Below are 15,370 nucleotides of genomic sequence, written 5' to 3'. Positions count from 1 at the left end.
TGACAGGCCCACTCGCTTATTCGCCAAGCTTGTAGTCCAGGAACCACTTCTTATCGAGCGCGGCAAAGGTGCCATCGGCCTTCAAGGCAGCAATCGCGGCATTGACCGGTGCCACGAGATCGGAGCCCTTCTTGAAGATGAAGCCGAAATCGTCGCCGCCGAGTGGTCCACCGATGAGCTTCAGCGTGCCATTCGACGAATCGACATAGCCCTTGCCGGCAACGCCATCTGTCAGCACCAGATCGACATCCCCGGTGCGCAGCGCCTGCACGGTGGCACCGAAGGTCTCCATCAGCTTGATGCGCGGGTTCTGCTCATTGCCATCGAGAATATCGTAAACGGCCGTGTAGAAAGGCGTTGTGCCAGCCTGAGCGCCGACCAGCCCCTTGTCGAAGGCCGCAAAGCTCTTGGCATCGGTAAAGCGGGTCTCGTCTGCGCGCACGAGCATGAACATTTCCGAGCGCATGTAGGGATTGGAAAAATCCACCTTCTCCTTGCGCTCGTCCTTGATGCTGATGCCGGTCATGCCGATGTCGTACTGTCCGGCGGAGACAGCTGGAATCATCGCATCCCATGAGGCGTTCTGATATTCGACCTTGGCATTCAGCCGCTTGGCGATCTCGTTCATCGCATCATATTCCCAACCGATCGGCTTGCCCGTCTTCGGATCGACGAATTGCAGCGGCGGATAGGCATTCTCCGTCACCACGACGATCTCGCGACCCTTCAGATCCGGCAGATCGGCGGCCGATGCGAGAACCGGCGATAGCAGCGTTGCGGCGATGGCAATGAAAAACGAGCGTCTGAACAATGGCGGTCTCCTGAAAACAATGGCGGAAATTGACACGCTTTAAACCCGCCGCGCAAGAGATATGCGTTTCAAGAAAGCGGTGGTGGTTAGAATGCCCCCGCGTCTCTTAAACCCACCTCGCAATAGAATGCCTGTGGCGCGGCACACAGCAAAGCCAGAAAACAAAAAAGGCGGCCCGAAGACCGCCTTTTCGAAAATCCCAAAAGGGAAAGCTTATTCAGCTGCACCTTCAGCAGCCTTTGCTGCTGCAGCTTCTTCAGCTGCCTTGGCTTCAGCGGCTTCTGCTGCTGCCTTTTCGGCGGCCAGAGCCTGTGCTGCTGCAACCTTTTCAGCTTCGATACGTGCCTTTTCCTCGGCAGCAGCCTGACGCTCGGCGTCGTTGAGCTTGCGAGCGCGAACGCCGGTGTCTTCAACGATACGAGCGGACTTGCCGCGACGGTCGCGCAGGTAGTAGAGCTTCGCGCGGCGAACCTTACCACGGCGAACGATCTCAACGCCTTCAACCAGCGGAGAGTAAACCGGGAATACGCGCTCTACGCCTTCGCCGTAGGAGATCTTGCGAACGGTGAAGTTTTCGTTGAGACCGCCGCCGGAGCGAGCGATAACGACGCCTTCGTAAGCCTGTACGCGGGTACGGTTACCTTCCGTAACGCGCACGTTGACGCGAACGGTGTCACCAGGAGAAAATTCAGGAAGCTTGCGCTTTGCTTCGATCTTGGCGGCCTGTTCGGCTTCCAGCTGTGCAATAATGTTGGTCATGTTAACCTCTGAGTTCTTCTGAAACAGCCAGAGCGCTCAACGAGATCATTCCTTGGATCCTGTCCTTGGAATTATGCCTTGCGGCAGGAGCGGGTTCGCCATTCTTTGCTTGCGGTTAATGGGCGTGAGCCCAGTTCCACGCGGGCCAATACAGGAAGATCACCGGTTTGTCATCCCTTACATGACAATATTTTGTCGGCCGCCACCTGATTGTCGGAAAGCACATCTGCTTATATGGGAGATGGAACGCCGGGAGGGGCCATGTCCATTGCAATCATTCTACTCTTGTTCGCCAGCGGCTTTTTGTCCGGCGCCGTCAATGCCATTGCTGGCGGCGGCACCTTCCTGACCTTCGGCGCCATGACGGTGGCGGGTATCGCACCGATCTCGGCCAATGCCACCTCCTCCATCGTTCAGTTTCCAGGCTACGTCACCTCGGTGATCGCCTACTGGCCGGAAATCCGTGCCCACTGGAAGGGTGCCGTCCTGCTCGCGGTCCTCTCCATCCTCGGTTCAACTGGCGGCGCATTGCTGTTGCTGTCGCTCGACAATCCGTCCTTCCGCCAGCTGGTGCCGTGGCTCTTGCTTGCCGCAACGGCGCTCTTTGCCGCCGGTCCCTGGCTTCGTCCGCGCTGGAGTGAGGAGCATCCGAAAAGCAATGTCGCGAGCCTGATCGGCCAGTTCCTCACCTCGATCTATGGCGGATTCTTTGGTGCCGGCATGGGCATCATGATGCTCGCGGTGCTCGGCCTCACCGCAGGCGGCACCTATCATCATCTGAACGCCCTGAAGAACCTGCTGGCGGTCGTCATCGCCGCCGTCGCCATTATCGTCTTCGTCGGCGGTGGTGTTGTCGCCTGGCATGCGGCGCTGATCATGATCCCGGCGTCTGCGCTTGGCGGCTACTGCGGCGTCTATCTCGCCCGCCGCGTTCCGCAGTGGATCATCCGCGCATTGGTGATCACGGTCGGGCTGTTGCTGACTGGCTATTATTTCTTCACAGCCTGAGTGTCGGCAAGAAGGTCGGGACGGCGCTCCTTCGTCAGGGAAAGCGCCTGCTCATGCCGCCATTTGTTGATCAGCTTGTGATTGCCGGAGGTAAGAACAGCGGGGATATCGCGCCCCTCCCAGACCTGTGGCCTTGTATAATGCGGGTGCTCAAGCAATCCGCCTTCAAAACTTTCATGCACGCCGGACAGATCGTTGCCCATCACGCCGGGGAGAATGCGCACCACCGCATCGAGAAGCGTCAGTGCCGCGGGCTCGCCGCCCGAAAGAATATAGTCGCCGATGCAGACCTCTTCGAGGCCACGCGCATCGATCACCCGCTGGTCCACGCCTTCGAAGCGACCGCATACGATGATGACACCCTCTCCCGCGGCCAATTCGCGCACACGCTCCTGCGTCAGCGGCTTGCCGCGCGGGCTCATCAACAGCCGCGGACGGGCGTCACCCTCCGACACCGCGTCGATGACCGCTGCCAGCACATCGGGTTTCAGCACCATGCCGGCACCGCCACCTGCTGGGGTGTCGTCGACACTGCGATGCTTGTCGGTGGCAAAGTCGCGGATTTGCACCGGCTCCATCTGCCACTGGCCGCGCTCCAGCGCCTTGCCAGCCAGAGAATAGGACAGATGCCCCGGAAACATTTCCGGGTAGAGCGTCAGCACGGTTGCCTTGAAGCTCATCGGCTTACTTCTTGCCCTTGCCGAAAATCGGATGCTCGGGATCGTCCTTGCCGTCTTCCGGATTGTCGATCAGTCCGGCGGCAAAGGGATCGATCAGGATCTTTCCGCCTTCCAGATCGATTTCGAGAACGGCAGCCTCGGTAAAGGGGATGAGCGCCGGGCGACGTCCCGCACCCTTCAGTTCAAGCAGGTCGCCCGCGCCGAAATCATAGACGGCACTGACCGAACCATAGCTCTTGCCTTCGGCATCGACCACGTCGAGACCTTCGAGATCGGTGTAGAAGAACTCGTCTTCGTCCAGATCCTCGTCAGGCAAATTGTCGCGATCGACAAACAGCTCAAGCCCGTTCAGCGCTTCAGCGGCATTGCGGTCATTGATGCCACGGAAGCGCACGATGACGACATTCTTGCCTTGGCGCACTTCGAGAATTTCAAACACGCGCCCGTCTGCGGCGACCAGATTGCCGTAATCGCCAAGCGCCATGGGATCGTCGGTATAGGAGCTGACCCGCACCTCGCCGCGCAAGCCTTGAGCTGCGCCAATCTTGGCCATGAGAATGGGGTTTTCCAGCTTTGCCATTGAACCGTCCGTTATCGCGTTTTGCGCGTATCTTTTAGTGCCTGGCTGATCTCTCGCCAAGCCCATGGGAATTAAACATGAAAACGGGCGGCGCGGAAACCGCACCACCCGTCATCAATCGGCATAAACCGAACTTACTCTGCAGCAGCAGCTTCAGCGGCAGCAGCAGCGGCGTCTTCAGCCTTCTGCTTCTTCTCGGCAACGCGCTCGAGAGCCTTCTTGCCTGGCTTTGCCTTTTCAGGGTTGCTGCGCGCGTCGCGCGTCGCAATGCCGGCTTCAGCGAGGAAGCGCAGAACGCGGTCGGTCGGCTGTGCACCCTTTGCGATCCATTCCTTGACGAGGTCGCCATTGATCTGGATGCGGTCGGCGTTGTCCTTCGGAAGCATCGGGTTCCAGGAACCGACCTTCTCGAGGAAGCGGCCGTCGCGCGGGCTGCGGGCGTCAGCGACAACGATCTGGTAGTACGGGCGCTTCTTGGAACCACCGCGTGCGAGACGAATTTTCAGTGCCATGTGAGTTCTCCTTATAATGGCTTGCCCGCCGGTCAGGCGGTCTTTTCTGTGCCGTTGTGTTCAGCGGCAATTGCTTCATGATGCCGGATGACTTCCTTGATGATGAAGTTCAAGAACTTCTCGGCGAAATCCGGATCCAGATTGGCATCCTTGGCCAGGCGGCGCAGGCGTTCGATCTGGTATTCTTCGCGCGCCGGGTCTGCCGGCGGCAAATCGTAGGTGGCCTTCAACACGCCCACCGCCTTGGTACAGCGGAAGCGTTCGGCCAGCATGTGCACCAGTGCGGCATCGACATTGTCGATGGACTGGCGGTATTCAGCGAGCTTTTCTTTGACGTCTGTCGTGGTCACCGATGGCCTCACTTCTTCTTGCCAAAACCGGGAAGACCCGGAAGACCGCCGAGACCCGGCAGCTTGCTGCCACCGAGACCTGGCAATCCGCCTGGAAGGCCGCCAAGACCCGGAGGCAGAGCGCCCGGCTTGCCAAGACCTGCGGCTTCCGCCTGCTTCTGCAGCGCTTCAAGCTGCTTGGGGTCCATGTTGGCGAGATCAGGCATGCCGCCCATGCCGCCGAGACCCATCTTGCCGGCCAGACCGCCCATCATCTGCTTCATGATGCCGCCCTTGCCCTTGCCGCCCATGGCTTTCATCATGTCGGCCATGCCTCGATGCATCTTGAGCAACTTGTTGATTTCGGCAGCATCCGTGCCGGAACCGGCAGCAATGCGCTTCTTGCGGCTGTGTTTGAGAATATCCGGGTTGGCGCGCTCAGCCTTGGTCATCGACGAGATGATCGCCAGCTGACGGTCGAACATCTTGTCGTTCAAACCGGCAGACGCCATCTTGTCCTTCATGCCGGCCATGCCGGGCATCAGACCCATGATGCCGCCCATGCCGCCCATCTTCTGCATTTGGCGCAGCTGGTCGGCCAGATCGTTGAGGTCGAACTTGCCCTTGGCCATCTTCTCGGCCATGGCGCGGGCTTTTTCCGCATCGATATTTTCCGCGGCCTTTTCGACCAGCGAAACGATATCGCCCATGCCGAGAATGCGGTCTGCGATACGGCGTGGATGAAACTCATCCAGTTCGTTCATCCGCTCGCCGGTACCGATGAGCTTGATCGGCTTGCCGGTAACGGCACGCATGGAAAGCGCTGCACCGCCGCGGCCATCGCCGTCCATACGGGTCAGAACGAGGCCGGTGATGCCGACACGTTCATCGAAATTGCGCGCCAGATTGACGGCGTCCTGACCGGTCAGGCTGTCGGCAACCAGCAGGATTTCGTGCGGATTGGCCTTCTTCTTGATATCGGCCATTTCCAGCATCAACGGCTCGTCGATGTGGGTACGACCGGCGGTATCGAGGATCACGACATCATGGCCGCCAAGCTTGGCCGCCTGGACCGCGCGCGAGGCGATATCGGTCGGCGACTGGCCGGCAACGATCGGCAGCGTGTCGATGCCGGTCTGCACGCCGAGCTGGCGCAGCTGTTCCTGGGCGGCGGGGCGGCGCGTGTCGAGAGATGCCATCAGCACCTTCTTCTTCTCGCGATCCGTCAGACGCTTGGCAATCTTGCCGGTGGTGGTGGTCTTACCCGAACCCTGCAGACCCACCATCATGATGACGACGGGTGCCGGCGCATGCAGATCGACCGAAACACCTTCCGAACCCAGCATTTCGACTAGCTCGTCATGGACGATCTTGACGACCATCTGGCCGGGCTTGATGGATTTCAGGACAGAAGCGCCAACCGCCTTTTCACGCACCTTTTCGGTGAAGGTACGAACGACTTCCAGCGCCACGTCCGCTTCCAGAAGCGCACGGCGAACCTCACGCAGCGCTGCGGAAACATCGGCTTCCGAAAGCGAGCCACGGCCGGTCAGTCCATTCAAAATGGAGCCAAGGCGGTCCTGGAGGTTTTCAAACATCGTTTCATCCTTCTTCGTTTCGGTTTCCCGAAACGTCGGTGCTTTTGCCGGCAAAAACAAGACGCCCGGAAATGGGCAAAGCCAAAAAGCACCCGAGGGCGCGTCGCGCTGTCGGGTGTTGACCTCCGGGATCTCTTTATACCTTGACGGGTCCCGGTCGGTGGCTTGGAGTCTTGAAACTGCCAGCTGATGCGGCGGGATAAACAGGAAATGCGCGCCAAAGTCAAGGCAAGTCCGCAGTTTTGGCCGAAGCGCCGTCAATTTGTCGACTTCGAGGCGCTTCTTCTACGGGTCAGACGCTTGTTGTTTACCGGTGCACTTCCTATAGCTAATATTATGAACCGTCGAAACTTCTTTCGCCTCTCCGCCATTGGTGGCCTGCTGCTTGCAAGCGGCGGCATTTTTGCCAGCCGTTCCTATGCCAGCGCTTATTATAAGGGCCCTGCCTCCGATCATTTTGACGGCACGCGGTTCTTCAATCCCAATGGGGAGCAGCCGAATGGTTTTAGCGACCTGATGAAATGGCGCTTCAACGGCCAGAGAGCTCAGTGGCCGGAGAACTATCCAAGCCCCTATCCGACCGCGAAACCAGACGCCCGCGTCGAAGGAAAAGATCTGCGCGTCACCTTTGTTGGCCACGCCTCGTTCCTCATTCAGACGGCGGGGCTGAATATTCTGGTCGATCCGGTCTGGTCGGAGCGCACAAGTCCGTTCAGCTTTGTGGGACCAAAGCGCGTCAATCCGCCCGGCATCCGCTTCGAGGACCTGCCGCCGATCGATCTCGTTCTCGTCACCCATAACCACTACGACCATCTCGATCTCGAAACGCTGCATCGGCTGCATGTCGAGCACAAGCCGCTTTTCGTCACGCCGCTTGGCAATGACGCGATCATCCGCACCAAGGTGCAGGCTGCGAAGATTTCGGTCGGAGACTGGGGCGATGCGATTGCCGTCAGCCCCGACGTCAAAGTCCATTTCGAGCCCTGCCACCACTGGTCGGCACGCGGGTTGAACGACAGGCGCATGGCGCTCTGGGCCGCCTTCGTCATCGAGACGCCCGGCGGCAAGATCTACCATATCGGCGACACCGGCTTTCACAGTGGGCTGAACTACCACGCTGCCGCCAAGAAACATGGCAGCTTCCGCCTCGCCAACCTGCCCTTCGGCGCCTATGAGCCGCGCTGGTTCATGAAGGGCCAGCACCAAAATCCGGCGGAGGCGGTGGAAGGCATGAAGATTTGCAACGCCGCTTATGCCTGCGGCCACCATTGGGGCACGGTGCAACTGACCGATGAAGCGATCGACGCACCGATCATCGCGCTCGAAGCGGCCCTGAAGGATCAAAACGTCGCGCGTGAAAACTTTCGCCCGATGCGTCCTGGCGAAGTGTTCGACGTTCCGATGGTTTGAACGGAAGTGGGTAAATGAGGGGCGTTGTCGGACAGCGCCCTGCTTATTCCGAAATGATCTTGACCCGCTGCCCCGGCTCGATCGCGGCGGTGGTGCTCAGCGCATTTAAGACGCGGAAGAGTTCCAGCTTGCGATCGGTGCCCATCATCCGTGCGGCAAGCGAAGCGACCGTTTCGCCCGGCTTAACGGTAACGACGCGCACGCGAAGCGGCTTCAGCGCGGAGATTTCCGCAGGCGTCATCTTGCGGAAGCTGGAGCGCAGGAGGTTCGCGACCGTCTCCAACTGCGCGCTGCCCTTCGGCACGGCGGTGAGGAAACGGAAAATCTGATCGCCGACACGAATGACGGTGACATCGAAATCCCACTTGTCGGCGCTGGCGCGCGCCGTTGCAGCCGGCAGGCCGTTCACCTGTATTTCCCGCACCGTGTCCGGCAACAGGCCGGCCACCCAGCCGCTGGTCAGGTAGTTGGGCAGGCTGGTCTGCTTCGGATCGGCAACGCCATCGAAGCGGATTGCCATATCACCGGGGCCGGTTGCCAGAACCGCCTCGACCTTGTTGTCGATCTGGAACCCTTCCGGCACATCGAAACGAATGCCGAGATTTCCATGCAAGAAGGTGTTGCCACGGACATAACCCTCCTGCGGGCTGTCGCCATAAAGCAGCCCATCGATGCCGGTGAGGAACCAGTCGCGGCCCTTGTCGCCGACTTGGCCTTCCTGGCCGAAGGCACGCGCATGGCGCTTGGCCAGTTCGATACGCTGCGGCGTATTCGGGTGGCTCGATAGAAAGTCGAGGCTCTGATCGCTATCGGGATCGGCCGAGGTAAAGCGCGCATAGGCCGCCATGGAATCGAGGAAGCGTGGCGAGGCGTAAGGATCGTAGCCCGCCTCACCCAGCATCCGCACGCCGATTACGTCCGCCTGCAATTCCTGCTGGCGCGAAAAGGCCGCAAGACGAAGCTTGCCGCGCGCGAGCGCCTGTTTTCCGGCGAGATCGCTGGACAAAACCTCCGCCACGACGCGGCTGGCAATCACTTCCGCTTCTTCGCGGCGTTGACGCTCGATGCCGTGATTGGCTGTGACGTGGCCCATTTCGTGCGACAGTACCGCCGCCACTTCCGAGGCATCGTTGGCAAGCGCCAGAAGACCGCGCGTCACATAGAGATAGCCGCCTGGCAGCGCGAAAGCGTTGATGGCCGGTGAGTTCAGAATGGTGATACGATAGGACTGCTGCGGATTTTCCGACACCGCCGTCAGCGCGCCGGTGATGCGGGCAACCAGACGCTCGGTCTTCTCGTCGTGATATTCGCCGCCATAGCTCGCGACGATGCGCGGATGCTCACGCGCACCCATCTGTGCGCGCGGATCGTTCTTCTGCACCTCTTCCACCGTCTGCGGATTGTCGGAAGGCTTCAGCGAGGACTGATAGGCAGGGCTGAACAGCGACTGGCATGAAGACAGCATCAATGCCGCAGCCCCGAGGCTTATGATGCCTCGCCGCGATATCGACCGCTTTTCCATATCGTGACCGGAGCGGCCATTTACGGCCTTCACACGCGTCATCATCCTGCCAGTCCGCTCCAAACGTTCCTGATCATCCGTTATATGCAGACCAGAATATCAGCTTAAACCCCACAGGCACCAGAATGCCTGAACATCCAAAACGATCCCAAAAACGATCTATGCTGCGGAAAGACCCTGACAAAAGACGTTCTCTATATATGTCTCAAATAGTTGAGCCTGATTGGCAAGTGCAAAAAATACGCACCTTCACTGTCTATTTGCAGGATTGACATTGCGCCGCGTCCAAATTGTGGCACGGTCCCGCACTACTTCTGGAGGAAGGCTCCGACCTCGGGAATGTCTGTGGCGGAAAAGAAGGCCTCCGTCGCACCCTGAAACAGGATCTTGCCATCCGACAGAAACACCACCGCGTCTGCAAGACGGCGAATGTCGTCCGGGTGATGGGAGACGAGGAGAACCGTGTTGCCGTTTTCCGATTGCAGCTCTTTCAACAGCCCCGCCATTCCGGCGCGCAAGCCGGGATCAAGCGCTGCAAAGGGTTCGTCCAACAGCATGACGGCGCGCTGACGAACCAGTGCGCGCGCAAGTGCTGCACGCTGGCGTTCACCACCGGACATGCTGGAGGGCAGCCGCTTTTCGAAATGTGCAAGCCCGACCCGTTCAAGAGCTGACGCAATTTTTGCCTTGTCGTCCTGTGTCAGGCGGAGCGACGGGCTGATCCCGAGGCCGATATTTGTGGCGATATCGAGATGGGCGAAGAGGTTGTTGTCCTGGAAGATCAGCGAGATCGGCCTTGCCGCCGGATCGCGTCCACCCATGTCGTCAGACCCGATCAGCACGCGACCACCTGTCGGCCTTTCAAAACCTGCGACGAGGTTGAGAAGCGTCGACTTGCCCGAACCGGAAGGACCAACAACCGCGGTCACCTTCGCTTCCTTGACGGACGTGTCGAAGAAGAAGTGCTGCTGTCCAAGCTGCAGCGAGACCTGTTCCAGCGTAACCTTTGCCCGATCGCTTTTCATGCTGCTGCTTTCGCTCTCTCGGATTGGCGCGACACGCCACCTGCTGCAAGGATGAGGCAAATGACGCCGAGGATGAAGGCATAGCCCGCCGCATCATTGGTGCGGTAGCTGCCCATATTACTGTAGACGAGCCACGGCAAGGTGACGAAGCGTTCCGAGCCGAAGAGAGCAACTGCTCCGAGATCGCCAAGCGACAGTGCCATGGCAAAGGAAAAGGCCATGGCGAAGGCTCTCCACAGGACGGGAAGATCGATCAGGCGAAAGCGGGAAAAGCCCGTGAGCCCGAGGCTGGCAACCAGTCTGCCGGTTCTTGCCTGATGAGTGGCAAAGGCGGGTTCGAGAACGCGCATGGCAAAGGGCAAGGCCATCAGCATGTTGATGAGCGCCACGAGGAATGGCGCGAAGACGGACACATCACCAAAGGGGCGCAACAGCAGAAACCAGCCACTGCCCAGCACGACGGGTGGCACCAGAAGCACCATCGAAGCGCCGCCGCCCAAAGTCGCCGCAAGAAGCCTTGCACCCCACGCCGGTGCATTGTTGTCCGCAACCACCTGGCGCGCCCGGATGAGCGCCACGGAGACGAGAACAGAGAGCGTGGCCGAGAAAAGCGCGATCGACAGACTGGTGATGGCCGCACGTCGAAATATCTCGGCGCTCAAAAGACGCCACAGATCGGCAGTCAATCCGTAGGCCGCGACGGCAACGAGGGGCAACCCGACCAGCAGCATCGCAAGAACAATGACAAGCCCATCCCAAAGACGCGCCAATGGGCGAGCGGCATCGAAACGACGAACCCTCTCGCCCTGCGTCTGACCCTCCGCTTCCACGCCCGGCAGAAACGAGAGCAGCACCAGAAGCAGGCCGGTCATCACAATCTGCATCAGCGACAGGGCAATGGCACGTGGCGGATCGAAATCGAAGCGGAGCGCCTGATAGATCGCGACCTCGATGGTCGTCGCAGCCGGACCGCCGCCCAGCAGCAGGACAAGCGTGAAGCTCGTGGCGCAGAGCATGAAGATCAGGCCCGCCACACCCGGCACGAGCCTCCGTACCACCGGCCATTCGATGAAGAGGAACGTGGAGAGGGAATTCATACCGAGCACGGCACTCATGCGCCAATATTCGCCGGGCATTCTTTCCAGCCCCGCCAGGAAGAAGCGCACGGCAAGCGGCAGGTTGAAGAAGACATGGGCAATGAGAATGCCGGATAGGCCATAGATGCTGAAAGGCTGTTCCACGCCCGCAGAGAGAAGTGCTGCATTGAGCAGCCCTTGCCTGCCCCAGATGGCAATCAGCCCAAGCGCGCCGACGATCACCGGCAGACCCATCGGCACCGCCATCAAACGGATAATCCAGACACGGCCAGGAAAATCCCGCTGGCGTGCCAGCGCCAGTGCGACCGGTAGGCCGAGCGTCACCGAAAGGACGGTGGAGAGTATCGCCTGCCAGAGCGTGAAGCGGAGAATGCGCAGCGTGTAGGTATCGAAGAGGGCGTTCGACGCCGCCTGTGTATCGAAGGAAAGCAGCGCTGCGACCGCAAGCCCGATGAAGAGCAACACGGCGGTGAAGGCCGCCATGCCACTGATCAGGAACCGTCTTCTGTCGCTGCGCGCAATCACGGGCGGGGTCCGCGTGAGATTACTTCACGCTCATCGCGGTCAGCCACTCATCAATCCAGGCCTTGCGGTTCTTCGCCACCTCTTCCGGCGACATCAGGAACGTCTTTGTCGGCTGGACCAGCTTGTTGAAGGCATCCGGCAGCGGCTGCGACGTGGTGGTGACCGGCATCATCCAGTTGTTTTCCGGAATGGCATCCTGGAAGCCAGGCGTCAGGATGAAGGAAAGGAACGTCTTGCCAAGCTCCTTCTCCGGTGCGTTCTTCAACAGACCGGCGACTTCGATCTGAATGTAATGGCCTTCCTCGAAGCTTGCGGCCTGATAGCGCTCGCTGTGTTCGGCCACCATGTGATAGGCGGGCGACGTGGTATACGAAAGCACCATCGGCACTTCGCCCTTGGTGAAGAGGCCGTAGGACTCCGACCAGCCCGGCGTAACCGTCAGCACGCGATCCTTGAGCTTTGCCCAGGCTTCCGGCGCCTTGTCGCCATAGACCGACTTGACCCAGAGCAGCAGGCCAAGACCCGGCGTCGACGTCCGCGGATCCTGAATGGCGATCTTCTGCGACGGGTCGCCCTCGACCAGTTCCTTCAGGCTTTTTGGCGGGTTCTTCAGCGTCTGGGTGTCATAGACGACGGCAAAGTGGCCGTAATCATAGGGAACGAAGACATCGTCCTTGAAGCCGCCCGGCACCTTTGCCGCGGAGGCGTCGATGCCCGATGCTTCGAAGAGCCCGGTTTCCTTGGCTTCGGCAATGAGGTTGGTATCGAGGCCGACCACGACATCCGCCTTGGAGCTGGCACCTTCCAGCTTCAGGCGATTGAGCAGCGCCACACCATCGGCAACGCCGACGAAATTGACGGTGCAATCACAGGTCTTCTCGAACGCCGCCTTCACCTTGGGACCGGGACCCCATTCGGAAACGAAGCTTTCATAGGTGTAGACGGTGAGAACCTTTTTATCTTGCGCAGCACCAAGGCTCGGCAGGAGGAAGGATGCGGCGACGAGGCCGGACAGCAGAAAACGACGATACATCAGACACCTTCTCGAATGGGTTACGGGAATAGGCGTCTGGATGGAAGCCGTCTAATCCCTCCGCCGGTGTTAACCGGATCAGGTTCTTCGGGTTGGCCAAAGCCTCTCAGCCTTGTCTTTTCGACAAAGCACCCCGTTAGAGCGAGAAAAGATGTAATGACACAATCGGTTATTGGCAAGACGTGACGCCGCGCGCCTATGCCTGCTCCGTCATGTAAACCAGTTCCCAGACATGGCCATCGGGGTCCTGAAAGCTTGCGGCATACATGAAGCCGTGATCCTGCACCGGCTTCCACTCTCGCCCACCGCAAGACAGCGCTGTCTTCAGCATGCTGTCGATCTCCTCGCGGCTGGACGCCGAAAGGCAGGTCAGCACCTCCGTGCCGCGATTGGCATCGGCGATCTCGCCATTGATGAAATCGCGGAAGCGTTCTTCCTGAAGCAGCATGACGAAGATGTTCTTTTCGACGATCATGCACAGCGTTCGCTCATCGGAATATTCCGGATTGAAGCTGAAGCCGAGCGCGGTGAAGAAGGCTTTCGATGTCTCGATATTCTTCACCGGCAGATTGACGAAGATCATGCGCATGGTGGGGCTCCTCCGTTTTGGATAGAGAACCGCATATTTCACGACCTGTCAAAGATGGTTTGGACTAGCCTTCCATCTCTTCGCGCAGCATCTCAAGCTCAAGCCATTCTTCCTCCATGGCCTCCAGCTTCTCGCGAAGCTTCGCCATTTCGTCTGCCAGCTTGTTGAAAGCAGCCGGGTCCTTGGCGAAGAGCTGCGGATCGGCCATGCGCTCTTCGCGCTTGGCGATCTCGTCCTGCAGCTTTTCCATTTCTTTCGGCAGGTTTTCCAGCGCAAACTTCTGCTTGAAGGAGAGTTTGCCCTTGGCCTTGGAAGGCTCGGCACTGGTCGCTGCGCTTGCAGAGGCCTTCGCCTTTTCCTGCTTTTCGGAACGCTTCTTGTCTTCGGCCGCGCCCTTGCGCTGCGCCATCATGTCGGAATAGCCGCCAGCATATTCGATCCAGCGGCCATCCGGCGCATCCGGGTTGGCGGGCGCGATGGTCGACGTGACCGTGCGATCGAGGAAGTCACGGTCATGGCTGACGAGAATGACGGTGCCGGAAAAGCCAGCGACGATTTCCTGAAGCAGATCCAGGGTCTCGATATCGAGATCGTTCGTCGGCTCATCAAGGATGAGAAGGTTGGTCGGTCTTGCCAGGATTCGCGCCAGAATGAGACGCGCGCGCTCACCACCAGACAGATTGCGGATCGGCGTGCGGGCCTGTTCCGGCTGGAACAGAAAGTCCTTCATATAGCCGGTCACATGCTTCTGCTCGCCATTGACCAGCAGGCTCTCGCCCCGGCCATCGGTCAGGTAATGCGCCAGCGTATCGTTAGGATTGAGGTCCTCGCGCTTCTGATCGAGTGTCGCGATTTCCAGATTGGTGCCGAGTTTCACCGTGCCGCTGTCGGGCGCCAACTCACCGGTCAGCATCTTGAGAAGCGTGGTCTTGCCTGCACCATTCGGCCCGACGAGACCGATGCAATCGCCGCGATGCACACGCAGCGAAAAGGGCGCGATGATGGTGCGATCGCCATAGGACTTGGTGATGGCCTCGGCCTCGATCACCAGCTTGCCGGATTCGCGCGCCTCCACGGCCGTTGCCTGCACGGAGCCCTGCGGACCCTTGTGGCCGCGATAAGCCGCACGCATGTCACGCAATTCTCCCACGCGGCGCATGTTGCGCTTGCGGCGTGCCGTCACGCCATAGCGCATCCAGTGCTCTTCGCGCTCGATCGCCTTGCCGAGCTTGTGCTGCTCCAGTTCTTCCTCTTCCAGCACCTTGTCGCGCCATTCCTCGAAGTAGCCAAAGCCACGGCTGAGACGACGCGACTGGCCGCGATCGAGCCAGACGGTGGCGGTCGAAACCTTCTCCAGGAAGCGACGGTCGTGCGAGATGAGCACAAGCGCGCTTCGCGTCTGCTGCAATTCGCTTTCCAGCCATTCGATGGTCGGAAGATCCAGATGGTTGGTCGGCTCGTCCAGCATCAGGATGTCCGGCTCAGGCGCCATGACGCGGGCAAGTGCCGCACGACGCGCTTCGCCACCGGAAAGGCTCGATGGATTTTCCTGGCCGGTCAGACCCAGATGTTCCAGCAGATAGCTGACCCGATAGGGATCGTCGCCGGGTCCAAGACCGGATTCGGCATAGGCCTGCACGGTGTCATAGGCGCCAAAATCCGGCGCCTGCTCCAGGTAGCGGATTGTCGCGGAGGGATGACGAAAGACCTCGCCGGACTGCGCTTCGACAAGACCGGCGGCGATCTTCATCAGCGTCGATTTGCCCGACCCGTTTCGACCGACGAGGCAGATACGATCGCCCGGCTCCACCTGCAGGTTGGCGCCATCCAGAAGTGGCGTCACGCCAAATGTCAGCTTGATATCGTCGAGTTTCAGAATGGGGGGTGCCAAG

15 protein-coding genes and 1 riboswitch are annotated in these 15,370 nt (G+C 59.7%); of the genes, 2 read left to right on the top strand and 13 right to left on the bottom strand.

Annotated elements, in window-relative coordinates; genetic code table 11:
* Positions 1-16: 16 nt before the first annotated feature.
* Positions 17-811: a transporter substrate-binding domain-containing protein gene (locus tag AC07U5_RS01875; protein ID WP_296080908.1), complete on the bottom strand. Its 795-nt coding sequence runs from the start codon at positions 809-811 to the stop codon at positions 17-19.
* A 213-nt stretch (positions 812-1,024) separates the two neighbouring features.
* The gene (gene rplS, locus AC07U5_RS01870) at positions 1,025-1,570 is read right to left on the bottom strand and encodes a 50S ribosomal protein L19 (RefSeq protein WP_027673599.1); all 546 of its coding nucleotides are present in this window, start codon (positions 1,568-1,570) and stop codon (positions 1,025-1,027) included.
* A gap of 261 nt (positions 1,571-1,831) precedes the next feature.
* On the opposite strand from rplS, the gene AC07U5_RS01865 reads away from it, so the two are divergent.
* Positions 1,832-2,578: a sulfite exporter TauE/SafE family protein gene (locus tag AC07U5_RS01865; protein ID WP_443277230.1), complete on the top strand. Its 747-nt coding sequence runs from the start codon at positions 1,832-1,834 to the stop codon at positions 2,576-2,578.
* On the opposite strand, the gene trmD is transcribed toward AC07U5_RS01865, so the two are convergent.
* The 5 genes from trmD to ffh form a co-directional block, all read right to left on the bottom strand.
* Positions 2,560-3,258, bottom strand: coding sequence for a tRNA (guanosine(37)-N1)-methyltransferase TrmD (gene trmD / locus AC07U5_RS01860; RefSeq protein ID WP_494722135.1), 699 nt, complete (start codon positions 3,256-3,258; stop codon positions 2,560-2,562). The genes AC07U5_RS01865 and trmD overlap by 19 nt on opposite strands.
* A 4-nt stretch (positions 3,259-3,262) precedes the next feature.
* Positions 3,263-3,838: a ribosome maturation factor RimM gene (gene rimM / locus AC07U5_RS01855; RefSeq protein ID WP_062424944.1), complete on the bottom strand. Its 576-nt coding sequence runs from the start codon at positions 3,836-3,838 to the stop codon at positions 3,263-3,265.
* A 134-nt stretch (positions 3,839-3,972) separates the two neighbouring features.
* Entirely contained in the window at positions 3,973-4,350 is a 378-nt protein-coding gene (gene rpsP, locus AC07U5_RS01850) for a 30S ribosomal protein S16 (RefSeq protein WP_062424945.1), read from the bottom strand.
* Between the two features lie 32 nt (positions 4,351-4,382).
* On the bottom strand, positions 4,383-4,700 hold the full coding sequence (locus tag AC07U5_RS01845) for a chorismate mutase (RefSeq protein WP_062444677.1): 318 nt from the start codon (positions 4,698-4,700) through the stop codon (positions 4,383-4,385).
* Positions 4,701-4,708: 8 nt separating this feature from the next.
* Complete coding sequence (gene ffh, locus AC07U5_RS01840; protein WP_062424946.1) at positions 4,709-6,277, bottom strand: signal recognition particle protein; 1,569 nt, start codon at positions 6,275-6,277, stop codon at positions 4,709-4,711.
* Between the two features lie 336 nt (positions 6,278-6,613).
* Between ffh and AC07U5_RS01835 the strand changes: the two genes are divergently transcribed.
* The gene (locus AC07U5_RS01835; RefSeq protein ID WP_313592874.1) at positions 6,614-7,687 is read left to right on the top strand and encodes an MBL fold metallo-hydrolase; all 1,074 of its coding nucleotides are present in this window, start codon (positions 6,614-6,616) and stop codon (positions 7,685-7,687) included.
* 43 nt (positions 7,688-7,730) lie between these two features.
* Here AC07U5_RS01835 and AC07U5_RS01830 read toward each other — a convergent pair whose 3' ends face one another.
* From AC07U5_RS01830 to AC07U5_RS01805, 6 genes are all read right to left on the bottom strand, one after another.
* Complete coding sequence (locus AC07U5_RS01830; RefSeq protein WP_062424969.1) at positions 7,731-9,209, bottom strand: M48 family metalloprotease; 1,479 nt, start codon at positions 9,207-9,209, stop codon at positions 7,731-7,733.
* Between the two features lie 308 nt (positions 9,210-9,517).
* Positions 9,518-10,234, bottom strand: coding sequence for a thiamine ABC transporter ATP-binding protein (locus AC07U5_RS01825; protein ID WP_343109089.1), 717 nt, complete (start codon positions 10,232-10,234; stop codon positions 9,518-9,520).
* Positions 10,231-11,856, bottom strand: coding sequence for a thiamine/thiamine pyrophosphate ABC transporter permease ThiP (gene thiP / locus AC07U5_RS01820; protein WP_343109088.1), 1,626 nt, complete (start codon positions 11,854-11,856; stop codon positions 10,231-10,233). The genes AC07U5_RS01825 and thiP overlap by 4 nt, the downstream gene beginning before the upstream one ends.
* A gap of 19 nt (positions 11,857-11,875) precedes the next feature.
* The gene (gene thiB, locus AC07U5_RS01815) at positions 11,876-12,889 is read right to left on the bottom strand and encodes a thiamine ABC transporter substrate binding subunit (protein ID WP_494722134.1); all 1,014 of its coding nucleotides are present in this window, start codon (positions 12,887-12,889) and stop codon (positions 11,876-11,878) included.
* Positions 12,890-12,927: 38 nt separating this feature from the next.
* A riboswitch (TPP riboswitch) is annotated at positions 12,928-13,035 on the bottom strand.
* 50 nt (positions 13,036-13,085) lie between these two features.
* Positions 13,086-13,478 (bottom strand): VOC family protein, encoded by a 393-nt coding sequence (locus tag AC07U5_RS01810; RefSeq protein ID WP_494722133.1) that lies wholly within the window; start codon positions 13,476-13,478, stop codon positions 13,086-13,088.
* A 64-nt stretch (positions 13,479-13,542) separates the two neighbouring features.
* Entirely contained in the window at positions 13,543-15,369 is a 1,827-nt protein-coding gene (locus tag AC07U5_RS01805; protein WP_494722132.1) for an ABC-F family ATP-binding cassette domain-containing protein, read from the bottom strand.
* Position 15,370 lies beyond the last annotated feature (1 nt).

Source organism: Agrobacterium sp. GW821-FHT02D03 (assembly GCF_059421725.1).
Note: the sequence above shows the minus strand (reverse complement) of the source record. Positions and strands in the feature narration are given on the sequence as shown.

Coding starts and splice junctions, on each gene's coding strand:
- rplS (WP_027673599.1), bottom strand. CDS start 1,570: ATGACCAACATTATTGCACAGCTGGAAGCCGAACAGGCCGCCAAGATC.
- AC07U5_RS01865 (WP_443277230.1), top strand. CDS start 1,832: ATGTCCATTGCAATCATTCTACTCTTGTTCGCCAGCGGCTTTTTGTCC.
- trmD (WP_494722135.1), bottom strand. CDS start 3,258: ATGAGCTTCAAGGCAACCGTGCTGACGCTCTACCCGGAAATGTTTCCG.
- rimM (WP_062424944.1), bottom strand. CDS start 3,838: ATGGCAAAGCTGGAAAACCCCATTCTCATGGCCAAGATTGGCGCAGCT.
- rpsP (WP_062424945.1), bottom strand. CDS start 4,350: ATGGCACTGAAAATTCGTCTCGCACGCGGTGGTTCCAAGAAGCGCCCG.
- ffh (WP_062424946.1), bottom strand. CDS start 6,277: ATGTTTGAAAACCTCCAGGACCGCCTTGGCTCCATTTTGAATGGACTG.
- AC07U5_RS01835 (WP_313592874.1), top strand. CDS start 6,614: ATGAACCGTCGAAACTTCTTTCGCCTCTCCGCCATTGGTGGCCTGCTG.
- AC07U5_RS01830 (WP_062424969.1), bottom strand. CDS start 9,209: ATGGAAAAGCGGTCGATATCGCGGCGAGGCATCATAAGCCTCGGGGCT.
- AC07U5_RS01825 (WP_343109089.1), bottom strand. CDS start 10,234: ATGAAAAGCGATCGGGCAAAGGTTACGCTGGAACAGGTCTCGCTGCAG.
- thiB (WP_494722134.1), bottom strand. CDS start 12,889: ATGTATCGTCGTTTTCTGCTGTCCGGCCTCGTCGCCGCATCCTTCCTC.
- AC07U5_RS01810 (WP_494722133.1), bottom strand. CDS start 13,478: ATGCGCATGATCTTCGTCAATCTGCCGGTGAAGAATATCGAGACATCG.